Genomic DNA, 21,762 nt, shown 5'->3' on the forward strand with positions numbered 1-21,762 from the left:
AAATACAGCAGGTTAACGATGCACATTTTGTGCATTGGGTAAAAAAGTTTACGTCAGCAACATTTGCTTACCGCCACGAATTTACATTGCTGCACGTCGCCCCCATATACTGTTAACAGTCGCAACGGGAGAGTCATCATGCAACGCGAAGAACAAGAACTGATTGAAAATCTGTTTAGCCGTTTGAAACAAGCTGAAAGCCAAACTGCGGCACGCGATGCTGCTGCCGAACAACTGATCAAACAACACCTGCAGGCGCAACCAGGCGCGCCCTACTATATGGCTCAGGCCATTTTGATTCAGGAAGCGGCACTAAAAAAACTGAATGAGCGGGTTCAGGAGCTGGAAAATCATCTGGCTCAGCAGCAGGCTCAGCAACAGCAGCAGCCAAAAAGCAGTGGCGGGTTTTTATCCAGCCTGTTTGGCGGCGGCAGTCAGCAGGCCCAACCGGCTCAGCCATCGCCCCAGTGGAACAGCGCACCGCAACAGCCGCAGCAGCAGCCCTATGCCAGCGCGCCTGCGCCCCGTGGCAGCGGATTTCTGGGCGGCGCACTGCAAACCGCCGTGGGCGTAGCAGGCGGTGTGGTCATGGCCGATATGCTGACCAGCATGTTCCACCACTCGCAGCCGGAAGAGATCGTTAACATCATTAACGAACCCCAGTCGCTGCCTCAGGTCGATGACAGCCTGAATACCTTTAATGGCGGGAACGATCAGTCGTTTCTCGATCAGGGAACAGGTGCCGACAATCAGTCCTTCCTGGATCAAAGCAACGGCTGGAGTGACACCTATGCCGACAATGGCGATCTGAATGACTTCGGCGGCAATGATTACGATGACGACGACAGTTTTGTTTGATTTAACGTTGTCGCTGTCTGAGCCAGCTGTCTAGTTCATTGGCAAACTGCTGGCGGTCCCGCGGGCTCATGGCGGCGGGACCGCCTGTCTGTACGCCGCTGGCGCGCATCGTGTCCATAAAATCACGCATCGTCAACCGCTCGCGTATGGTGGCAGGTGAATACCGTTCCCCGCGCGGATTCAGCGCCGACGCCCCTTTTTCAATCACCTCTGCGGCCAAGGGGATATCTGCCGTAATCACCAAATCGCCAGCCTGCACACGCTTCACAATTTCATTATCGGCAACATCAAACCCAGCCGGCACCTGTAGCGTGCGCAACCAGGGCGATGGCGGTACGCGTAAAAATTGATTCGCAACAAAGGTGACCATGGTTTGCGTTCTGTCCGCCGCCCGGTACAGCACGTCTTTTATGACGTTTGGGCAGGCGTCCGCATCGACCCAGATAGACATTGGTGTTCCTTATTCTGGAAAATAGCGACGATGTTAACCTGTTTTGCAAAACGGGGTTAAGTAAAATTCCCCGGCTTCCGGTATCCCCAGATCTCGCGTTCAGAACGCACGTCAGCCCCCCGAATATCGTCAACGATGAAGGGAGTGCTCAACGTGCGTTCACCACAAAAACGTGCCGCCATCACTCTCTTTTGCCCTTTGGCACCGGCCGCCGTGCGTTACCGCTAACTTGTTATTAATCCTGTCTGCAGTAAGCTACAGCGTTGATAACGGTGAAAACAGGAAAGGAGACGGTGATGCTGGAAAAGAAAATCGGATTTATTGGCGGTGGCAACATGGCAAAAGCCATCATTGGCGGGCTGATAAACAGCGGGCAAATGACACCGTCAGCTATCTGGATTTACGACCGCAAACCGAGCACCAATCAGCAAATGGCCGAACAGTACGGTATTAACGCCGCGGAGAGTGCGGAAGCGCTGGCCCAGCACGTGGATATTCTGTTTGGTGCGGTCAAACCCAATGTGATCCTCAAAGTGCTGAAAGAACTGGCTAACAGCCTGAAAAAAGAGGCAGTAGTCGTTTCAATTGCCGCGGGCGTGACGCTGGATAACCTGGCTTCCGTGCTGGGGCACGATCGTAAGATCATTCGCGCAATGCCAAACACCCCTTCCCTGGTCGGTGAAGGCATGACCTCCGTTACGCCCAACGTGCTGGTTGAACAGAGCGAGACCGATGAAGTGGTCGCGATATTTGAGAGCTTTGGTCAGGCGGCGGTCGTCGATGAATACCTGATCCACTCGGTGGTTGGCGTCAGTGGTTCAGCTCCGGCTTACGTGTTTATGTTTATTGAAGCCATGGCCGATGCCGCCGTGGCGGGCGGCATGCCGCGCGCGCAGGCTTACCGGTTTGCGGCCCAGGCCGTGAAAGGCTCCGCACAGATGGTGCTGGAAACGGGTAAACATCCCGGTGAGTTGAAAGATATGGTCTGCTCGCCCGGCGGCACCACCATTGAAGCGGTGAAAGTGCTGGAAGAAAAAGGCTTCCGTTCAGCCGTGATCGAAGCCATGCAGCAGTGCATGGCGAAGTCGGACAAGCTGAGCCGCAGTTAACCGACATTTCTGGCAAACATGCCGTTTGCCAGACGGTTTTACGGGCCCATTATTGTGCAGAATGGTGGGCCTGATACCATGCCAGTGCCTGTTCCATCGTCATGGGCTCCTGCATCTTTTCGACCAGCGCGGCGGTCAGCGTGTAGAGTCCACACGAGAAAACCGCAGCCAGCCGCCCTTCCTTGCCGTAAAAGGCCATAAACGTCTTCTCTTCCAGCGATCCCACCTGCTGGTAGTCGTCCCAGTCTGTGGCATGACCAATATATTCATAGCGGGTACCATAATGCGCGGTCCAGAAAAACGGCACGCGGTCATAGTGATGAATATTTCCCAGCATATTCATTGCTGCGGTCTGGCCCTGCTGCTCTGCCACGCGAAAATGCTCGATGCGCAGCGGCCCCTGGGCGGAAGGATAGGTTGCAATATCGCCGGCTACCCAGACGTTTTCGGCCACGCGTAGCTGCTCATCCGTTTGCAGGCTGCCATCTTCAACCCGCGGCAGGTCGTGAATAAACGAGGTGGCCGGTTTAACGCCGGTAGCGAACAGCACCACATCGGCAGCGATCTGCTGACCGGTTTTTAACCGCACGCCCGTCACGTGGTTTTCGCCCTGAAGCGACGCAATCTCACCTTCCACAAATGTTACGCCGTTGGCCTGATGCAGTTGATGGAAATAACGGCCGATCGCCTCACCAAACTGTGCCGCAAACGGCAGCGCGTGACGTGCAATGACGGTCACCTCAACGTCACGGTTACGCAGCGACGAGGCCAGCTCCATGCCAATAAAGCTGTTACCGATAATCACAATCTGCTGGCTTCGATCGACGGCCGCTAGCAGGGACGCGGTATGCTGCTTGTTGCGCAGAATATGTACGCCCGCTAAATCAGCGCCAGCAATCGACGGCTTGGCAGGCTCTGCGCCCGTTGCAATTAATAATTTATCGAACTGCAACGTGCTATCGTCGGCAAACACCAGACGGTGCGCCTCATTATCAACTCGCTCAACGCGCTTTTGGATGCGCTCGACGTGATCGAGTATGTCACTGCCAAGCAGCGACGGCACATCATCGATATCCATTTTGCCTGAGGGAACAAATTTCGTCAGCGCCGTGCGGTCGTAAGGGGCTTCCGGTTCACTCTCTACCAGCACCAGGCGGCCCTTAAAGCCGTCGTGGCGTAATCGCCACAGTGCCGCACTCCCGGCCGCGCCCCCGCCCAGTACCACAAAGACCGGGGCGCTGGCACCGCTGCCCACTGGCGAAGCAGGCGACATCGCTTTAGGGTTAACCAGAATCTGGCCATTTTCGATGCGAACGGGATACTGTTTCAGGTCGGCCAGCGCCAGCGGCTCGCACATTTTACCGCTGCTCAGTTCAAACGCCGCTTTATGCCAGGGACAGATGAGCCTGTCGCCGCAGATAGCGCCCTGCTCAAGCGGCGCGCCTGCATGAGGGCATTTTGCCTGGAAAGCCTGGACGCTGTCAGCCTCACGGATGAGTAAAAACTCTGTTTCACCCAGCTTTTTTTTAACCGGCTGACGTTGCGGTAAATCCTTGAGAGCAATAACAAATTGATAGTTCACGACATGGCTCCTTTTCCAACCGTCACGGGTAAAAGCACCGCGCCCGCACGCGCGCGGCGCAATCCCTTATAAACAGTAAGTGTGGCAAAGGATTGGAAAAGCTTGCGCCTCAATGGCGATTTTTTTCGCTAATCATCTGTTTCTTCAGTAATTAAAAGCGTGCTGCAGCGCACTGATGGCAGGCGAAGAGAGGAGGCGGCCACCGAAATGGCCGGCTGAGTATTAGCTTTTTTTGAGGCACTGACTCATAAAGGTTTTACGTGCGTCACCGGTCAGCTTTTTATCTCCGGCCTGGAGATTACAGGTTTTCATTTTTATTTGTTGCGGTGACATGTCCGCGACTTTGCTGTCTTTCTTCAGGCAATCGCTCATAAATTGCTTACGCACATCGCCTTTTAACGATTGGCTGCTGGCATGTTCATTACACATCGCCATTTTTTGCTGCTGCGGCGTTTTATCTGCTGCGCTGGCGTGGCTGCTCATCATTATTCCTGCCAGGACTATCATCAGGATATTGCCTTTCATTGTTTTCACTCCGTTGTGATAAAGACAGTATTTATTCTGGCATGCCAGAAAAGAATCAGACGACTTTTGCTTTGGAATAATACAGAGATCGCAATTTTATTCTGGTGATCAGCGTGATTTCAGCTGTGGGGCCGGTGAAGTAATCGGGTGACAGCGTTTTTTAATAACGCGGCATTGTGATCGTTGTGATCCACTCCGGCATGAATCATGGCCGTATCAATGCTGTTGACGAGGGACTGATGCTGCTCAGGCGGCATCATGCGCAGCATTGCGGTGATCACAAGTTCCAGCGCTTCGATCTGCACGACCTGCTCTTTAGACGCTTCTTCTTTTTCTGCCAGCGTAATTAATAGCTCAGCAATCAGATTTTTCATGCCGGTGCCTCTTCAGCAGGGTGAAGAAAAAAATATCACCCGCCAGAATAAAAAAAAAGGAATTTTTTATTCTGTTTATCAGTACATTAAAATAACAGCCCGGGGGCGGTGTTATCTTATTCTATTTATTGTGAGCGAAACGTTTTTATTCCACTGACAAGCGAGGCGTCACCATTTTGTCATCATGGTAAGCGTCGATAAATGCCTTGTTTTTGTTGCCAGCACGTTCTGCACTTAACTGGCAAAGCGTATCTGACGCTTCTCTGGCCACGGATTTGTCATCATGGTAAGCGTCGATAAATGCCTTGTTTTTGCTGCCAGCACGTTCTGCATTTAACTGGCAAAGCGTATCTGACACTTCTCTGGCCACGGAAAGACAGGGCAGGAAATCTTTCAGCGTCACCGCCTCTCGAAAGGTCAGATCCCGCAGTCGCATGCCACGAACCCTGCAGATTCCCTCTCCACACTACGCGTGTGTCGGGCGACGTTTCCCGAGGTAAGCACGATTTTTTTGCCTCTGCCCCGGGTTTTATCTGCGGTAATAATAAATCTATTAATCAGTTAACTACGTGCTAAAACCCTGACGTAACCTGGCGGCATTATTTGAAAATCACTCATCACATTTGAAAAATATTTCAGGTTGTTACTGACAAGACGTAACGGCAGACCTATGTTTAAAAAACCGCCAGATTCGTGCGGGACGTGGGTCGTTCTGATCAACGTAATGCGCCCGATTAAACCCTTGCCGTGCATATCGGGAGCCACTAACTCACCTGACTCTGCCTGCTGCGCATTCGCGTACCGGGCGGGCTGTCTGTTTGCGGAGATGGAGAATGAGAGTGCAATCTAACAGCGCCAGCCGTGCTATCACCGATTATTTCAACAGCCCGGACTGGAATGTCCCGCCAGAGTCGGATTTGCTGGCCGTTATTATGCGGGAACTGATGGAAGCCGGGCAGCCCACGACCAATAAAGCCGTTATCGCACGCGTGATCAATAAGCTGGAATTTGAAGGGGATGAGCAACGCCTGCAACGCTATCGTGCCCTGTTAGCCCGGCTGATGGAGGCGCGGCCCCACGAGTGAGCCGCTGTTAACCTACTTCGCCAGCCGGTACTGGTTGGCCTCGCTTACGCTGGCCCGACCGCTGCTGCGCTGAAACAGGCAAAGCTCTCGTCCCCGGCGGTTTTTCATGTGCTTCTGCGGATAGAGCCCTTCAAGCAGTAACGCGCTGTAGCCTACGCTGTCATCGTACTCGACAACCTGACCCAGTACTTTTGCCTTGCTTAAGGTGCTGGCGTTGATGCACGCCTGCCGCATCACCTGCTGGCTTTTCTGCCATGCCTCCGGGCTTGAAGCCAGAGCAACCGGGCTGACCAGCAGCAAAAATAAGACTGAAATCCTCTGGAAATATTCCATGCGTTGCTCCTTCTTCGGGCTTAACCAGAAAAAAATTCCCGCCTGAGCGGGAATAAACAAGACGAGCATTGCATATTGATGTAACGAGGAAATCCTTACCCTGTTGATTGAACCGATCGATAACGGTTATCGCCTACCCACAGGGTACAGGCGTTATCTTCGCCTGACGCCATGACAACTCTATGACAATGCGCTGTTTATTTGCCACTTAACCGCAATAGACACGGCTGATATTACCGCTTTTGTCGGCCATAAAGTTCAGACGGGTGAAATTAAAGTCCATCGTTACCGCTGAATTCCACGGGATGGCACGCACTTTTTGCGTGAAACGCTGATTATCGATGGCAGACAACGGCTTGCCCACAAAGTGTTGATACTGAGATGCGCCACAGCTGTCCGCCTGCGCATCCAGCGGCACGGCGGCCTTGTCGGATTGTGTGGCCGACTGGCAGCCCGTCAGCAGTAAAAAACCGGCGGCCGCCAGCGCTTTTCCATAATGATTCACGTGTTTTCTCCTCATGGACGTGTAAAACCTGACTCCGAAGAGTAACAAGCCTGTCAGCAGGTATGAACCGCTAAAATCAAACTTACCGCACAATACCAGGGATTAAATGCTAGGGAATGCGGTTATTGACAGATGAATCGCACTTGCTGGCTAAAATTACCGCGAGAAGCCTCTGATAGTATTTGCGGAATCACCCATGACACGATGAGTTATTGAGGAAGCGCGAGTGGAACTGATCCTTTTTATTAGCTTTGCCCTCTTGTTGACCCTGATCGCGGTCAGCATCCGCTAGCCAGTCATCATGCCCTTGGTGCTGCACGTCTTTTTTTCAGGCTGCAGCGCAAGCGTCTGGCAGCCTGTTGCAACCCTCTCTGACGGTGGGTTTGCCCCCTGAATCCATGCACATCAAACCGGCATAACGCCCTGACGGCGTTGAAAAAAAAATATTGTATCGTACGCTCTCTCGACAGCGATCCGACGCGTTGCTACTATGCGTTTATCATCGCTGGCTGGGTCGCCTATGAACACCAATTCCGACAGAGTGACGCTGACACTGTTTTATGTCGGCAGCTTTGTTGTCTATTACCTCATTACCATGCTGATTACCCTGTTTCCAAATTACGGTATTCTGCGTAATGACGGTTTGCTGGTGCCTGTACTCTGCCTGTTCGAGTTTGCGGTCATCTATCCGCTGTATCGGTTCTACTGCCAGCGTCGTACGGATATTCCATTGGGCTTTTTACGCTCAGGTCAGACGTTACTTTTTATTGGCGCCCTGTTTATTTTAATGGCGGCGCAAACCCAGTACTTACAGCCTGAAGGCTGGCTGGTCGCGCAAACGCAGCAGGGACGCAGCTCGATGCTTATCCTGTTGCTCACCGCCGTCTTGCTGGCCCCGGTATTTGAAGAAGTGCTGTTTCGCGGCTTTTTGTTGCAGGGCTTTCTGCTCTGGGCACCCAACAGCCGTTTTGCCTGCATGCTACTGACCTCCCTGCTCTTTGCGCTGATGCATACGCAGTATGTTCACTGGGAAACCGTGGTAGCGCTGACGCTCTTCTCTCTGCTGCTTTGCTATGCCCGCCTGCGCAGCAATTCGCTGGCCTTGCCGGTCTTTCTTCATACGCTGAACAACCTGATTGCTATCCTGCCCGCCTGGTATTTCGCCTGACAGGCATCATTTTTTTATTGCCCCTCCGTCAATAACCTGCGAAAAATCAGCTAGTATCCTTTTTTAACCACAGGGATGGATGGTCTGTAAGCCAATGATTACCATGCTGGATGTGGCCCGCAAGGCCGGAGTTTCTAAAGCCACCGTCTCGCGCGTGCTGGCGGGAAATCGTTACGTCAGTAAAAGTACGCAGCAAAAGGTCTATCAGGCCATTGCCGAAACCGGTTATCGCCCCAATCTGCTGGCGCGCAGCCTGGCCACGCAAAAGTCCCAAAATATTGGCTTAATTGTTACCCACTCGCTTTTTAACGGCCCCTACTTCAGCGAGCTGCTGTTTCAGGCTGCCACCCTGACCAATAACTACGGTCGCCAGTTAATTCTGGCTGATGGCAAAACCTGCGCGGACGACGAGCGCGCCGCAATTGAGTTTCTGCTCGACCTGCGCTGTGACGCGATCATTATCTATCCCCGCTTTCTGGACACCGAGGCACTGGATGCCATTATCGAGCAGCACGATATCCCAATTATGGTGGTGAATCGCCAGCTGCCGCGTCATCCGGCCCACTGTGTCTGGGCTACACATCAGCACAATACCTTTCAGGCGACGCGTTATCTGATCGCGCGCGGGCATCACGACATTGCCTTTATTCGTGGTATGACGGGTTCTCCTACCGCTGCCGCTCGCCTGGCAGGTTATGAGCAGGCCCTGGCTGAGCAGGGGCTTGCGGACAGGGCCTGCATCGTGCAGGGCGCGTGGACGCCGGCCAGTGGGATGGCGGCGGCAAAGCAGCTGCTGGACGCGGGCGTGACATTCAGCGCCCTGATGGCGAGTAACGATGACATGGCAATCGGGGCCGCGCTGGCGCTTCATGCCGCGGGAAAACGGCTGCCACAGGATGTTTCTCTGCTGGGATTTGATGATATCCGTATGGCCGAGTTTTTCCTGCCGCCGCTGACCACCGTGCATGTGCCGGTCGCAGAAATGATTCAGCACACGCTGGCGCAGCTGGTCGCCATGCTGGAAGGTCAGGAGGTGGAAGCCTTGCCGCCCTTTAGCGGCCATCTGATTGAGCGCGCCTCGGTCGCGGACGGGCCTCATAAGCGGTAAGTCGCGGCATCCCTGCCGCGCGGTCTTAGTAGTCCACCGACGCGTTCAGCGTTGCACCGTTACTGCGAATCAGCTTCTGATACCAAAAGAAGCTTTTTTTGCGGTAGCGTGCCAGGTCCTTTAACGCTTTTTCATCGCGGTTCACATAAATAAATCCGTAACGTTTGCTGATGCCCTGATGGGTACTCACCAGATCAATAGCAGACCACGGGCAATAACCGAACAGCTCGACGCCATCGGCAATGGCCAGCTGCAGCTGAGCGATATGCTCACGCAGATAGTCGATACGGTAATCATCATGCACCTTGTTGTCGGCCGCCAGGGTATCAAACGCCCCTAAGCCATTTTCGGTAACGATGAGCGGCAAGGCATAACGTGCATAAATCTGGCGCGCGGTGATGCGAAAGCCCACCGGATCGATATACCAGCCAAACTGATTTTGCTGCAGATGCGGATTATTACAGCCCACGTAGACGGAGCGGTCGATGCCGGCCATTTGCTGATCGGCATGGGGCCGACTGTCGGGGTCATGATGTTCGCCCTCTGCCCCGACGGTGGCCGAAGCATAATAGTTAAAGGCGATAAAATCGGGCTGACCGGCAGCGATGATGGCCATATCCTCATCCTCGATCGTCGGAAGCCAGCCGCGCTGTTTTAAGAAAGCCCATACCACAGGGTTGTAGCGCCCGTGAACGGCTAAATCCAGATAAAGCCAGTTACGGATTGCAGAGAAATTGTCCGCCGCCAGCACATCCTCTGGCCGCGAGCTTGCCGCATAGACGCAGGAGATATTCGGTGCCGGGCCAATTTTAGCGTCTGGCAAGCGTTCGTGGCAGGCAATCATCGCCTTTGCCTGCGCCAGCATCATGTGGTGATTTTGCTGATACAGGGTTTTCTGTGGATCGGCGGTGCCAGCCGGTAACGTCCCGATCACGTCGCCTTTCAGGATCATCATGTTCTGTTCGTTGATGGTCAGCCAGTATTTGACCTGGCTGCCATACTGCTCAAAACAGGTAATGGCAAAACGTTCAAATGCCGCTACCGTGCGGCGAGAAGACCAGCCTCCGTCCTGCTGCAGGGCCCAGGGCAGATCGAAGTGATAAAGCGTGACCAGCGGTGTAATGTCGTGCCGGCAAATCTCATCAATTAACTGCTGGTAAAAGGCCACGCCCGCCTCGTTTAACGCGCCGTCGCCTTCCGGGTAAAGACGGCTCCAGGCGATGGAGAAGCGGTAGGATTTTAGTCCCATCTCCGCCAGCAGGGCGATATCCTCTTTAAAGCGGTGGTAGTGGTCACTGCAAACGGTAAAATCCGTAATTGCCTGGCTGAACGTGGCTTTGTCGATAACCGACGGCCCTTTACCATCTGCATCCCATCCGCCCTCCACCTGATATGCCGAGGTCGAGGCGCCCCAGAGAAAACCGTCCGGAAATGCGGTCAGTGTCGAATGTTGCATAAAATCTCCTTTTTTAACGTGCGGCAAGCTCCCGACGCAGTTGAATAATTTCTTCTGCCAGCTCGCGGCAAAGCATCGCGTTCATCAGGTGATCCTGGGCGTGAACCATAATCAGGTTGACCGGGATTTTTCCGCTGCCCTCATCAGCACCGATGAGCCGGGTCTGTATCTGATGCGCCGCCTTTGCCGCCGCCGTCGCGGCGGTCAGCATGCTGTCTGCTCGTTCCCAGTTTTGCTGGCGGGCCGCACGCAACGCTTCCATCGAGCAGGAGCGCGCTTCGCCCGCCTGGATAATCAGTTCGATTACCGTGCTTTCATCGATTTCCATGCATTACTCCTTTACCGGTTGTGCTGCGCTCAGTTCCTGCTGCAGCAGTTGACGCTCGTACATTTTAAAAAACGGGTAGTAAATCAACGTGGCAATCGTCACCAGCACGGCAATCAGCACGATGACGCGCCAGTCCCAGCCGGTTGACCAGGCCGCACCAATTGGGGCGGGCGTGGTCCACGGTGCCAGCGAGATGACGTGGTTAATCAGATTGGTTTTAGTGGCGACCCAGGCAATGACGGCATTGACCAAGGGAGCAAGAACGAAGGGAATAAACAGAATGGGATTCATCACGACGGGCGAGCCAAAAATAACCGGCTCGTTGATGTTGAACATACTGGGCACGATGCTGAGTTTGCCAATGGAGCGCAGATGGGCAGACTGGCTTCGCAAATAAAGTAATACCAGCCCCATGGTGGAACCGGAACCGCCAATTACGATAAAAAACTGCCAAAAGGGTTCGATAAACACATGGCTGACAGGCTCACCCGCATTCAGTGCCTGCTGGTTCAGGCCGAGATTGGTCAGCCAGAAGGCCTGCAAAATCCCGCCGACAATCACGGCACCGTGAATGCCTGCGAACCACAACAGGTGGCACAGCAGGACGGCGACCAGCACGGCGGGCAGTGAATCCGAGGCGGAGATGATCGGAGAGAAGATCGCCATGATAGCCTGCGGCAGCAGCATGCCAAACTGTGCCTGTACCCACAGGCTAAGCGGAAATAAGGTAATAAAAATGGTAATGATGGGAATGAGCAGGTCAAAGGACTGACGAATTTTCGGCGGCACCTGTTCGGGTAATTTAAAGCCGATGTTGTGTTTCTGCAAAAAGTGCATCAGCTCCGTGGCAAAAAGCGCGACCAGAATGGCGGTAAAAATCCCCTCCCCGCCCAGCGATCCTACCGGCAGCATTTTGCCCGTTTGCGGTGCGGCCACGACCAGAAACGCCATCAGCGACAGGCTGGCCGCCATAAAGCCGTTCATCTTATAGCTGTTTGCCAGGTTGTAGGCGATAGCACTGGCGATATAGAGCGCCATAATGCCCATCGTCATGTTGTACGGCATCATGATTTGTTCTTCATGTGCCTTGACCATGCCGAGCCACCACTGTGCGAAGGCCCAACTGCTGTCTGCCGAAAAAGGAGGATGCGCAAACAGCAGCATGAAGGAACCCACAATCAGAAACGGCATTGAGGCAATAAATCCATCGCGGATGGCGATGACGTGGCGCTGGCTGGAGAGGCGCCCCGCCAGCGGACTGATGCGGTTTTCGATAACGCCGAATAACGATTCGCTTAAGCGGCTCATCCCTTAACTCCTGCTCAGGAAAACGAGAATAACGCTGCACAGGCAAATACAGGCCTGCGATATATTTTTCAGTTTCTTACTCATCAGGAATGAATAAGCTTAAGTGCATCACTTAATATCTTTTCACCCTTCATCATTCCGTAATCCATGCTGTTAATCACTGCGATGGGTTTACTGTGTTGTTGGGCGACAGGCTCAAAATCCGCCAGCTTATATTTAATCTGCGGCCCCAGCAGGCAGCAGTCATAGTCGGCAATAAGATCAGTAAACTCTTCAATTCCCACAGCTTTTACCTCTACCGCTATGCCTTGTTCTTTAGCGGCTTTTTCCATTTTCTGTACCACCATACTGGTGGACATTCCGGCGGCGCAGCACAGCAAAATCTTTGGCATTGTTAATTCCTCCGTGTGATGAATGATTAACGAATACACAGGGTAAAGATTTTCTGCAACCGGTTTCAGATTTGCATGTCAGAAGTGTGAGAAATATCAAAACGTACCGGCATCGCTGTTGAGCAATAAAACCTTCAACAGGCGCGATCATTTTCTGACCCTGAACATCGTCACGGCAGAGATAAAAATCGATGGGGTTGCGGCGTCAGAAATTAACGCGACGGCGTGGCGGCGCGTGCTGTTAACAATAAGATTTCACTGCTGTTCAGGCGCGCAAGCCTTATAATGCGTCAGAGCAATCCGATACCGTCCAGCGTGATGAGTGCCCCGACGGCAATTAGCTATACTGGTTTTATAAAAAAGGAACACTCATCCATTTCGTGATGTGCGAACCGGGAGAAGGAGTCGGTTATGTTGATTGGTTTTGTATTGTTGGTGAGCGCCTGTGGACATGATGCCTGTGAAGCGTTGCCGGTGTCGGAGCGCATCTATCCAACGAAAGCCGCCTGTGAAGTCATGGCAAACCGCATTCATAAAGTCCGCCCAAACGTGGTGCTGCTTTGTGGTGAAGTGCATCGTTCAGATAACTGAACAGGCGCAAGGACACAAAAACAGGCAGACAACATTGCAAGGATGCCGTTTAGCGTTCAAAATATAAGCTGTTTTACACCAACACAGTCGTGAATCCCATGAAAAGTAGTCGTCCCCGCCGTCCAACTGGGCGTTGGGTTTATTACATTTTGTATGAAGGCATTCTGTGGCCCTGTCCGGTACGCTGGGAATGGGAAAGCGCCTATGGCGGCTGGCTTCCGTTCTACTATTCGCCAACATTTGAATTTGTGGCAGGCGATCCCGGTAAGGCTTACCGTATTGCGCGCAGCGACGTGCGGACTAAGCGTGGAGAAGAGATGTATGCCTGACGTGTCAGGTGGCGTTCCAGGGAAACCAGGATGCGGTAAGCAGAAAGTAGAGTAACTCCAGCAGCAGTACCACCATTAGCAGCACACCAAGCTTGTGGCGAGAAAGCCACGATTTCATGCGCATATTATCGCTGTCCCCTCATTCGACAACAGTACGTCACGCGTTACTGGCAAGACGAACCGCCTTTTTCTCGTGCTTTGCAGAACCGCCTGCCCCTGCGACGATTGGATGCCGCACACGAAGATGCGCCCGCAGGCGCATCTGGATTCGGTACTATCACCGATGACATCACGACCGATTGCATCACGAAAAGTGACGCAGGATCGTCGTCAGTTGTTCAGGGTGTAGTCGAGCGTGATTTCTGCATTCAGCACCTGAGAAACCGGACAGCCTGCTTTGGCTTTATTGATGATTTCATCAAAGGTGTCGTTATCAATGCCCGGCAGAGAAACGGTGCTGGTTAAGGCGATTTTGGTGATCGCGAAGCCTTCACCTTTTTTATCCAGCGAGACGTCTGCAGTGGTATCGATGCTTTCAGGCTTATGGCCTGCGTTACCCAACATCAGCGACAGCGCCATAGAGAAACAGGCCGCATGTGCCGCACCAATCAGCTCTTCTGGGTTAGTGCCTTTTTGTCCTTCAAAGCGGGTGTTGAAGCCGTAGGGCTGTTGGTTCAGTACGCCGCTCTCGGTGCTGACTGTGCCTTTGCCTTTAATATCGCCTTCCCAATGCGCCGAGCCTTTCTTATGAATGGTCATGTCATTCCTCCTGTTGGTAAAGAAGGTAAGTATAGACAACGCATCTGATTTCGCAGCGGGCGACTATGCCGGACGCAGATTGGCTTCCTGCAGGAGCGCATTTGCCTGCACCAGCGAAGCCTGGGTGATATCGGCAATGCGCTTCGCGCCGGTTAAGGTCATCGCGACTTTCATCTCTTTTTCAATCAGCGTCAATAAATGCTCAACGCCGCGCTGTCCCTGTGTCGCCAGCGCATAGATAAAGGCGCGCCCCAGCAGAACGCTGTCTGCGCCCAACGCAATCATACGCACCACATCCAGTCCATTACGAATACCGCTGTCGGCAAGGATCGTGATATCGCCTTTGACCGCATCCGCAATCGCAGGTAAGGCACGCGCCGAGGACAGCACGCCGTCCAGCTGGCGTCCGCCATGGTTAGAAACCACGATACCGTCAGCGCCAAAGCGCACCGCGTCACGGGCGTCCTCAGGGTCCAGAATGCCTTTGATCACCATCGGGCCATCCCAGAAATCACGAATCCACTCCAGATCCTGCCAGGAAATGGAAGGATCAAAGTTCTTCGCCAGCCAGCCAATATAGTCCTCCAGGCCGGTAGGCTTGCCGAGATAGGTGGAGATATTCCCCAGATCGTGCGGCCTGCCATGTAATCCTACATCCAGTGCCCACTTTGGATGGGTGATGGCCTGCCAGTATCGCCGCAGTGCGGCATTTTCACCGCTCATGCCCGAATGCGCATCGCGATAACGCGCGCCCGGCGTCGGCATGTCCACGGTAAACACCAGCGTAGAGCAGCCTGCCGCTTTGGCCCGCTCCAGGGCATTACGCATGAAGCCTCTGTCCCGCAGCACATAGAGCTGGAACCACATGGGGCGATTGATCTGCGGCGCCACCTCTTCAATAGGGCACACAGAAACGGTGGACAGCGTGAAAGGGATGCCTTTGCCTGCGGCGGCGCGAGCAGCCTGCACTTCGCCCCGACGAGCATACATGCCGCACAGCCCGACTGGTGCCAGCGCCACGGGCATTGACAGCGTTTCATTAAACAGGGTGGTTTCGAGACTGAGTTCGGACATGTTGCGCAGGATGCGCTGGCGCAGCGCCACCTCCGAGAGATCGGCGACGTTGCGCTGTAATGTGTGCTCCGCATAAGCCCCGCCATCCAGATAGTGAAACAGGAAAGGCGGCAAAATACGTTGTGCAGCGGCGCGGTAGTCACTGGCGGCAGAAATGATCATCAGCGTTTCTCCTTGTGGTTGTCCAGGTGATGGCCTGGTAAACGCGTAATACGCGCCTGTCTGGCTTCGTCTTCATCAAGCGTTTTCATCGTGGTATGAACAAAACCAAGATGATCCATCGCCGCTAAGCGGGCGGCCTCGGCATCACCCAGTAAAATGGCGTCAAGCATTGCCCTGTGCTGAACGGTGAGGCGGTCGAAAATCGTCGAGCTGGTGTACATCAACCTGCGGCTGTGCAACATCGAGGACTGCAGCAAATCAAAAAATCCGCGCATGGTTTGTAGCAGCACCACGTTATGCGAGGCTTCCGCGATAGCGAGGTGAAAGCGCAGATCGGCCTGACCGGCCAGATGGGGATCGTCGCTCTCCTTCAACGCCAGCGTGGCGTCAAAAGCGTACTGCAGTCGTTCCTTATCTGACTCTGTTGCCCGAAGTGCCGCATGCCATGCGGTGCTGGCTTCAATCGCGTGGCGCGCTTCCAGAATGTCATAGCGGTAATCCGGATCGTTGGCCAACAGCTGACGAATCGGCTCAACAATGCGCTGTTCAGACCAGGGCTCCTGGGGCTGACGCAGCCAGGTGCCGTCGCCGCGTCGGCTCGTCAATATTCCGCTGCTGATAAGCTGCTGAATAGCTTCGCGCAGCGACGAGCGCGAGACGCCAAGCGCCGCAGCCAACTGGCGCTCGGCAGGCAAACGCATTCCGGGCTCAAGCTGATGGTCGCGAATATACTGTTGGAGCCGAACCCGCAGCGGATCGGCGGACGGCAGTAAGTTTGGTGTCATGGGATCATCCAGGGAAAAACGTAAGCCTGAAGCGTGGTAATGATGCCCACCAGGCAGGTAAATATCAGGCTGTGCTTGACGGTAAAACGGAACAGATCCGACTCCCTGCCTACCAGCCCGACGGCGGCACAGGCAATGGCTATCGACTGCGGCGAGATCATCTTACCGGTCACGCCCCCGGTGGTATTTGCCGCCACCAGCAGGATATCGGAAACGCCGATCTGCTGCGCGGTCGTCGCCTGCAAGGCGGCAAACAGGGCATTCGATGACGTATCCGAGCCGGTCAGAAACACGCCGAGCCAGCCCAGGAAAGGCGAGAAGAAGGTAAACGTATGGCCGGTGTGGGCCAATGCCAGCGCCAGCGTGGCAGAGAGGCCGGAGTAGTTAGAGATAAAAGCAAACGCCAACACCATCCCGATGGAGTAGATGGGCAACATGAGCTCTTTCAGGGTTTCTGCAAAGGTCACTACCGCAGTCCGGGGCTTCATCTTCAGGAAGATGATAGCCACGAGGGCGGCAACCAGAATAGCCGTACCGGTTGCCGAGAGCAGGTCGAGTTTAAAAATGGCCGGCCAGCTACTGGGCTGCGCGACCACCGGCGGCATTCTGGTTATCCAGCCATCAAGGCCGGGCACAGGGAGGCTGAGCACCGATTCCACTAAGGCCCCGCCTTTTGCGAACAGCGCTTTAAAAGGTGGAATGCTCCACACCGTGACGGTTGCCGTCAGAAACAGGAACGGCATCCAGGCGCGCACCACCTGCCCTGTCGTGTATTTTTGCCGCTTCACAGGCTGGCCCGCGTGCGGGCTTTCTGTTTCGCTGAAGCGAAAGATGCGCACCGGCTGCCAGACGCGCAAAAACAGCGTCAGCGAAATGAGTGAGGCGAGCGAGGAGATAATATCGGGCAGCTCCGGCCCCAGAAAGTTGGAGCTGAGGAACTGGGCAATCGCGAACGATCCCCCCGCCACGATCACGGCGGGCCAGGTTTCTTTGACACCGCGCCAGCCATCCATAATCGCCATGATCCAGAACAGCACGACGATCGTCAGTAGCGGAAGCTGACGGCCTGCCATCTGACCGATGGCAAAGCTGTCCAGCCCGGTCACCTGGCCCGCCACAACTATCGGGATCCCCATCGCGCCAAACGCCACGGGCGCAGTATTGACGATCAGGCACAAGCCTGCGGCATAGAGCGGATTAAAACCGAGCCCCACGAGCAGCGCGGCCGTGATGGCGACCGGCGCGCCGAAACCTGCCGCACCTTCTAAAAAGGCGCCAAAAGAGAACCCCACAATCAACATCTGTAAGCGCTGCTCGGGCGTGATCGATAAGATGGAAGCGCGGATGATGTCGAACTGACCTGTCTTAACCGAGATCTTATAAACAAAAACCGCCGCCACGATGATCCAGGCGATGGGCCACAGGCCGTACATAAAACCGTAAACTGCTGACGCCAGCGCCTGCTGTAGCGGCATCCGATACAGCAACAGCGCGACCAGCAGCGCAAGGACGACCGTGAGCGTGGCGGCCTGATAGCCTTTCATCTTTAACCTGATTAACGCAAAGAAGAAAAACAGAACAGGAAGCAAAGCAATCAGGCTGGAGAGCCAGATATTGTTTAGCGGATCGTAATTTTGCTGCCAGATCTGCATGCCATGATCTCCATAAGAGGATGAAAGCGATGCGCGATCGGCAAACCAGGTGGCGCATCTGTCACTTCAGCCGCGCCGATTGGTCCTACCAATCTGGCAATCAGCGCTTGCTTGCTACAGATACTTAACCCGCTGTTAACTCTAGGCAACAGTTACTGCACTATTTTTAACGTTATGTGAGCCGCTGAAAACGTTTTGCTGGTTTGGTAGGACCAATTGTCGTTCAGGAAAGGCCTCTTTGTAGCTTTCAGGATGAAAACGCAGGTTCAGGCCGATCAGCATGACCGTTACGCTCCCCTGCAACAGCCAGATAGAGGAAAAGTGGCCTGTAAGTTCATGCAATTGCCCGGCAAGAAACGGCATACTGCCCGCGATAATAAAGCCGACGCCCTGCATGAATGCCACCAGACGCGCCCCGGCCTGAGGATGCGCCAGGTGGTCCAGCGCCAGCACCAGGGCAAGGGGAAATGCGCCGCCCAGGCCAACGCCCGCTATCCCTGCCCACAGCCAGGCTGGGTAGAGCGGTGCCACCAGCAGGCCTGCTAATCCGCAGAGCTGAAGTGCCAGCGTCAGCAGAAGCAGCGGTCGCCTGTCCGCCCCCCGCACCAGCAGGGGAAACACCAGGGCACCGGCAACCTGACAGGCAATCATCACGCCCAGCAGGCCGCCGCCCGCCTGCGCGCTCCAGCCCTGTTGATGATAAAAATCCGGCAGCCAGGCCACACAGATGGCGTAGCCGCCGTTTACTAACCCAAAGCTCAGCGCCAGCGTCCATGCGCGCGTATTGCGCCAGACCGAGGGCATAACGGCTGATGTCTGCCGGGACGGGGACGCCGCAGGGATCCTCCACCACAGCATGACGGCCAGCAGCGCAGGCACACTCCAGCTGCTGAGCGCGCCCTGCCAGCCCAGGTGCGCACTGATCCCCGGCGTCATCGCCGCGCCCAGCCCACCGCCGCCCATTAACGCCGCCGCCCAAAGCCCGGTGATCATGGCGCTGCGCTGCGTAAAGCGCTGACGGATCAACCCCGGTATGGCCATTTGTACAATCCCGATGCCGATACCGCCAGGAACCGTGCTCCACACCAGCCAGGCGCCTTGCGCGATAAAAAACCGGCTGGCCAGCGCCAGTACTAACAGCGCCAGCCCGCTACACAGCAACCTACGTAGCGGGATACGTTGCAGCAGCGGCGCGCTCACTAAGGCTATTGCCCCCATCATCATCATGGGAATCGCGGGCAGAAGTGAGGCCGCCAGCGAAGATAATCCAATACTTTCCCGTAGCTGCTCCAGCAGTGGACTAACGGATGTCATCAGTGGCCGCATGTTCAGTCCGGCCAGTATCAGGGCGGCAATCATCAAAAAAGGGTCTTTTTTCATAGGGGATCCTGGAATTAAACGTTGTCAGCCTGACAGCAGCGATTACTATTTGGAAATGAAATAACAGGATGACAGGCAGTGGAAAAATGAATCGCCAGCCCATGTTTACGCCCCAACAGCTGTTGAGCTTTGTTGCCGTATGCGAAACCACCAGCTTTACCCGCGCCGCCGAACGGGTGCACCTGTCCCAATCGACGGTCAGCCAACAGGTGCGGCGGCTGGAAGAGATGGTCGGTAAAACGCTGCTGGCACGCTCGTCCCACCAGGTGCAGATCACGGAAGAAGGCGAAAAACTGCTGGGCTATGCCCGCCGGATCATTGCCCTGAACGGTGAAGCCCACGATGTGCTGAGCGATAAGTGGCGCGATGGCATCCTGCGCCTTGGCGTTCCGGAAGACTTCGCCGCCCCCACCGCGGGACTGCTGGCGCGGTTTAGCCGCGAACATCCGCACCTGCGGTTGGATGTCATGAGCGGAATGCAGGTGGAACTGCGACGCGCCTGGCAACGGGAAGAGCTGGATATCATGCTGATCAAGCAGCCTTACGGTGAGCGCCCACTGGCTTCGCGCCCGGAGCCGCTGCTGTGGCTGGACAGCGCCGCGCATCCCTGCTTCGAGCAGTCGCCGGTTCCGCTGGTGTTGTTTCCGCAACTGGGGCTGTACCGGGAGGAGATCTGCCAGACGCTGGATTTACTTGGTCGCAGCTGGCGGATTGGGTACAGCAGTGCCAGCCTGGTGGCACTCTCCGCCGCCAGCGCCCAGGGCTTAGGGATAACGCTGCTGCCGGCCAGCTGTCGCTTACCTTCGCATCGGGTTCTGGATAGCCAACAGGGTTTACCGGTGATTGATACGTTTGAGCTGGCGCTGTTTTGTCGTCAGCCTGAGGATGTGCTGCAGCGCCAGCTGGCGGATGCCCTGGCCGACTTCGCCGGTCTGAACTGGCAGTGATTTTTTAAATAGCAGGCAGTGGAAAACAACCCAGCAGAGAAAGCCGCAGTTTGTCAGATTAAAGACTCACTCACTTTCGCAGGAGTCGCTGATGCAGACCGCTTTGCCCACCAGCCGCCGCCGCTTTCTCCGCCAGGGGGTTCGCCTGACCGCCGCCAGCAGTATGATCATGGCCGGAATGACCGCCTCGGGCATGGCCGCCAACCGCAGCGCACCGCCCGCATCCTCTGGCAAAGCTTTGCCGCAAACCGATCACTACGTTTTACGTAATGTAGTGCTTGAAGAGGGCTTCGGACGTGACGGTGACGAGATTGTTGAGACGAAAACGGCGCGCTACGACATCACACTTCGCGATGGTCGATTTCATCAGATCAGTCCGGCCGGACAAGGTGACCGTTCACTGCCGTTTTGGGATGCGCAAGGTGCGCTGCTGCTGCCGTCTACGCAGGATATGCACATCCATCTCGACAAAACCTTTTACGGCGGCCCCTGGCAGGCACCGCGGCCGCGTAAAGGCAAAACGATTATGGACATGATTGCCCGCGAACAGGTGCTGATTCCACAGCTGCTGCCCACCTCTCAGGCCCGGGCCGAAGGGCTTATCGCCCTGCTGAACGCCATGGGCACGACCCGGGCGCGCAGCCATTGTAATATCGATCCGGTCAGCGGCCTGCAAAGCCTGGAACATCTGCAGGCCGCGCTGGCAAACCATCCCGATTTCCCCTGTGAGATTGTCGCCTTCCCCCAGCATGGATTGCTGCATTCTCAGGTTGATGGGCTGATGCGCGAGGCCATGCAATCTGGCGTGCAGTATGTTGGCGGACTCGATCCCACCCATGTAGATGGCGCGATGGAAAAATCCCTGGATGCCATGTTTCAAATTGCACTCGACTACCAGCGCGGTGTCGATATCCACCTGCATGAAACCTCTGCTGCTGGCGTGCAGGCGATTCGCTACATGATTAAGACCGTGCAGAATAATCCCTCGTTACGCGGTAAGGTCACCCTCAGTCATGGTTTTGCGCTGGCAACCCTACAGGGCGCAGAGCTGGACAAGATGATTGCCGATCTGGCCGAGCAGCAGTTCAGCATTGCCTCTACGCTGCCCATCGGCAAGCTGACCATGCCCGTGCCGCAGTTGCAGGCGGCAGGGGTAAACGTCATGACGGGCACCGACAGCGTGATCGATCACTGGTCGCCATTTGGCACCGGCAGCATGCTGGAAAAGGCCAATTTATATGCCCAGCTGTACGGGGGATCGGATGAATTCTCTTTAAGCCGCGCGCTGGCGATTGCGACTGATGGCGTGCTTCCGCTTTCTGCCAGCGGCGAACGCCAGTGGCCGCGCATCGGCGACAGCGCCAACATGATGCTGGTTGAGGCCAGTTGTTCGGCGGAAGCGGTGGCACGGATTTCTCCCGTGATAGCGAGTTTCTCGCGGGGTAAACCGCAGTTTGTGCGACAGCAGGTTTAACGCAGATGCGCCTCACTTCACGCAACG

At 55.2% G+C, this 21,762-nt stretch carries 25 protein-coding genes; 9 read left to right on the plus strand and 16 right to left on the minus strand.

The features are described 5' to 3' along the window. Positions 1 to 138 precede the first annotated feature (138 nt). Positions 139 to 858 carry a DUF2076 domain-containing protein gene (locus tag AAIE03_RS13175; RefSeq protein ID WP_210500947.1) on the plus strand — a complete coding sequence of 240 codons (720 nt, stop codon included), beginning with the start codon at positions 139 to 141 and terminating at the stop codon, positions 856 to 858. A 1-nt stretch (position 859) separates the two neighbouring features. Here AAIE03_RS13175 and AAIE03_RS13180 read toward each other — a convergent pair whose 3' ends face one another. After that, a complete protein-coding gene (locus AAIE03_RS13180; protein ID WP_014593046.1) occupies positions 860 to 1,309 on the minus strand; it encodes a YaiI/YqxD family protein in 450 nt (149 codons plus the stop codon). 296 nt (positions 1,310 to 1,605) lie between these two features. Here AAIE03_RS13180 and proC point away from each other — a divergent pair, with 296 nt between their 5' ends. Further along, positions 1,606 to 2,418, plus strand: a complete 813-nt coding sequence (gene proC / locus AAIE03_RS13185) for a pyrroline-5-carboxylate reductase (RefSeq protein WP_014593045.1) — start codon at positions 1,606 to 1,608, stop codon at positions 2,416 to 2,418. Between the two features lie 49 nt (positions 2,419 to 2,467). On the opposite strand, the gene AAIE03_RS13190 is transcribed toward proC, so the two are convergent. The 4 genes from AAIE03_RS13190 to AAIE03_RS13205 all read right to left on the minus strand — a co-directional run bounded on the left by AAIE03_RS13190 (position 2,468) and on the right by AAIE03_RS13205 (position 5,335). Beyond that, the gene (locus AAIE03_RS13190; RefSeq protein ID WP_089517549.1) at positions 2,468 to 4,000 is read right to left on the minus strand and encodes an FAD-dependent oxidoreductase; all 1,533 of its coding nucleotides are present in this window, start codon (positions 3,998 to 4,000) and stop codon (positions 2,468 to 2,470) included. A gap of 222 nt (positions 4,001 to 4,222) precedes the next feature. Continuing rightward, on the minus strand, positions 4,223 to 4,525 hold the full coding sequence (locus AAIE03_RS13195) for a PsiF family protein (protein ID WP_014606464.1): 303 nt from the start codon (positions 4,523 to 4,525) through the stop codon (positions 4,223 to 4,225). A gap of 119 nt (positions 4,526 to 4,644) precedes the next feature. After that, positions 4,645 to 4,899 (minus strand): anti-adapter protein IraP, encoded by a 255-nt coding sequence (iraP, locus tag AAIE03_RS13200; RefSeq protein WP_014593043.1) that lies wholly within the window; start codon positions 4,897 to 4,899, stop codon positions 4,645 to 4,647. A gap of 145 nt (positions 4,900 to 5,044) precedes the next feature. Continuing rightward, positions 5,045 to 5,335: a hypothetical protein gene (locus AAIE03_RS13205; protein WP_089517550.1), complete on the minus strand. Its 291-nt coding sequence runs from the start codon at positions 5,333 to 5,335 to the stop codon at positions 5,045 to 5,047. 397 nt (positions 5,336 to 5,732) lie between these two features. Here AAIE03_RS13205 and AAIE03_RS13210 point away from each other — a divergent pair, with 397 nt between their 5' ends. After that, positions 5,733 to 5,984, plus strand: a complete 252-nt coding sequence (locus AAIE03_RS13210) for a biofilm development regulator YmgB/AriR family protein (protein ID WP_014606466.1) — start codon at positions 5,733 to 5,735, stop codon at positions 5,982 to 5,984. Positions 5,985 to 5,996: 12 nt separating this feature from the next. Here the strand turns inward: AAIE03_RS13210 and AAIE03_RS13215 are convergent, their stop codons facing one another. After that, the gene (locus AAIE03_RS13215) at positions 5,997 to 6,317 is read right to left on the minus strand and encodes a hypothetical protein (RefSeq protein ID WP_014606467.1); all 321 of its coding nucleotides are present in this window, start codon (positions 6,315 to 6,317) and stop codon (positions 5,997 to 5,999) included. 208 nt (positions 6,318 to 6,525) lie between these two features. Further along, complete coding sequence (locus AAIE03_RS13220) at positions 6,526 to 6,822, minus strand: I78 family peptidase inhibitor (protein ID WP_019106658.1); 297 nt, start codon at positions 6,820 to 6,822, stop codon at positions 6,526 to 6,528. A gap of 520 nt (positions 6,823 to 7,342) precedes the next feature. On the opposite strand from AAIE03_RS13220, the gene AAIE03_RS13225 reads away from it, so the two are divergent. Together AAIE03_RS13225 and AAIE03_RS13230 are read left to right on the plus strand one after the other, a co-directional pair. Next, positions 7,343 to 7,990, plus strand: a complete 648-nt coding sequence (locus AAIE03_RS13225; RefSeq protein ID WP_024472063.1) for a CPBP family intramembrane glutamic endopeptidase — start codon at positions 7,343 to 7,345, stop codon at positions 7,988 to 7,990. Positions 7,991 to 8,084: 94 nt separating this feature from the next. Further along, positions 8,085 to 9,098: a LacI family DNA-binding transcriptional regulator gene (locus AAIE03_RS13230; RefSeq protein ID WP_022622681.1), complete on the plus strand. Its 1,014-nt coding sequence runs from the start codon at positions 8,085 to 8,087 to the stop codon at positions 9,096 to 9,098. A 25-nt stretch (positions 9,099 to 9,123) separates the two neighbouring features. Here AAIE03_RS13230 and AAIE03_RS13235 read toward each other — a convergent pair whose 3' ends face one another. From AAIE03_RS13235 to AAIE03_RS13250, 4 genes are all read right to left on the minus strand, one after another. Continuing rightward, positions 9,124 to 10,554, minus strand: coding sequence for a glycoside hydrolase family 1 protein (locus tag AAIE03_RS13235; RefSeq protein ID WP_022622682.1), 1,431 nt, complete (start codon positions 10,552 to 10,554; stop codon positions 9,124 to 9,126). 13 nt (positions 10,555 to 10,567) lie between these two features. Next, positions 10,568 to 10,882: a PTS lactose/cellobiose transporter subunit IIA gene (locus AAIE03_RS13240; protein ID WP_013024822.1), complete on the minus strand. Its 315-nt coding sequence runs from the start codon at positions 10,880 to 10,882 to the stop codon at positions 10,568 to 10,570. A gap of 3 nt (positions 10,883 to 10,885) precedes the next feature. Then, complete coding sequence (locus AAIE03_RS13245; protein ID WP_014606472.1) at positions 10,886 to 12,190, minus strand: PTS cellobiose transporter subunit IIC; 1,305 nt, start codon at positions 12,188 to 12,190, stop codon at positions 10,886 to 10,888. An 83-nt stretch (positions 12,191 to 12,273) separates the two neighbouring features. Further along, positions 12,274 to 12,582 carry a PTS sugar transporter subunit IIB gene (locus tag AAIE03_RS13250; RefSeq protein ID WP_498563029.1) on the minus strand — a complete coding sequence of 103 codons (309 nt, stop codon included), beginning with the start codon at positions 12,580 to 12,582 and terminating at the stop codon, positions 12,274 to 12,276. A 411-nt stretch (positions 12,583 to 12,993) separates the two neighbouring features. Here AAIE03_RS13250 and AAIE03_RS13255 point away from each other — a divergent pair, with 411 nt between their 5' ends. Continuing rightward, positions 12,994 to 13,173 carry a hypothetical protein gene (locus AAIE03_RS13255; protein ID WP_013024819.1) on the plus strand — a complete coding sequence of 60 codons (180 nt, stop codon included), beginning with the start codon at positions 12,994 to 12,996 and terminating at the stop codon, positions 13,171 to 13,173. Positions 13,174 to 13,271: 98 nt separating this feature from the next. Next, complete coding sequence (locus tag AAIE03_RS13260; protein WP_014606474.1) at positions 13,272 to 13,502, plus strand: hypothetical protein; 231 nt, start codon at positions 13,272 to 13,274, stop codon at positions 13,500 to 13,502. A gap of 330 nt (positions 13,503 to 13,832) precedes the next feature. Here AAIE03_RS13260 and AAIE03_RS13265 read toward each other — a convergent pair whose 3' ends face one another. The 5 genes from AAIE03_RS13265 to AAIE03_RS13285 form a co-directional block, all read right to left on the minus strand. Then, positions 13,833 to 14,261, minus strand: a complete 429-nt coding sequence (locus AAIE03_RS13265; RefSeq protein WP_014606475.1) for an OsmC family protein — start codon at positions 14,259 to 14,261, stop codon at positions 13,833 to 13,835. Between the two features lie 63 nt (positions 14,262 to 14,324). Beyond that, positions 14,325 to 15,497 (minus strand): FMN-dependent L-lactate dehydrogenase LldD, encoded by a 1,173-nt coding sequence (gene lldD, locus AAIE03_RS13270; RefSeq protein WP_024472061.1) that lies wholly within the window; start codon positions 15,495 to 15,497, stop codon positions 14,325 to 14,327. Next, positions 15,497 to 16,282, minus strand: a complete 786-nt coding sequence (gene lldR / locus AAIE03_RS13275; RefSeq protein ID WP_024472060.1) for a transcriptional regulator LldR — start codon at positions 16,280 to 16,282, stop codon at positions 15,497 to 15,499. The genes lldD and lldR overlap by 1 nt, the downstream gene beginning before the upstream one ends. Continuing rightward, positions 16,279 to 17,934, minus strand: a complete 1,656-nt coding sequence (gene lldP, locus AAIE03_RS13280; protein WP_498563030.1) for an L-lactate permease — start codon at positions 17,932 to 17,934, stop codon at positions 16,279 to 16,281. Before lldP ends, lldR begins: the two co-directional genes overlap by 4 nt. Before the next feature lie 141 nt (positions 17,935 to 18,075). Beyond that, complete coding sequence (locus AAIE03_RS13285) at positions 18,076 to 19,314, minus strand: cyanate transporter (protein WP_498563031.1); 1,239 nt, start codon at positions 19,312 to 19,314, stop codon at positions 18,076 to 18,078. 86 nt (positions 19,315 to 19,400) lie between these two features. Between AAIE03_RS13285 and AAIE03_RS13290 the strand changes: the two genes are divergently transcribed. Together AAIE03_RS13290 and AAIE03_RS13295 are read left to right on the plus strand one after the other, a co-directional pair. Beyond that, entirely contained in the window at positions 19,401 to 20,261 is an 861-nt protein-coding gene (locus AAIE03_RS13290) for a LysR family transcriptional regulator (RefSeq protein WP_042677574.1), read from the plus strand. A gap of 91 nt (positions 20,262 to 20,352) precedes the next feature. Then, a complete protein-coding gene (locus tag AAIE03_RS13295) occupies positions 20,353 to 21,735 on the plus strand; it encodes an amidohydrolase (protein ID WP_089517552.1) in 1,383 nt (460 codons plus the stop codon). Positions 21,736 to 21,762 lie beyond the last annotated feature (27 nt).

Source organism: Pantoea sp. Ae19-2 (assembly GCF_059801205.1).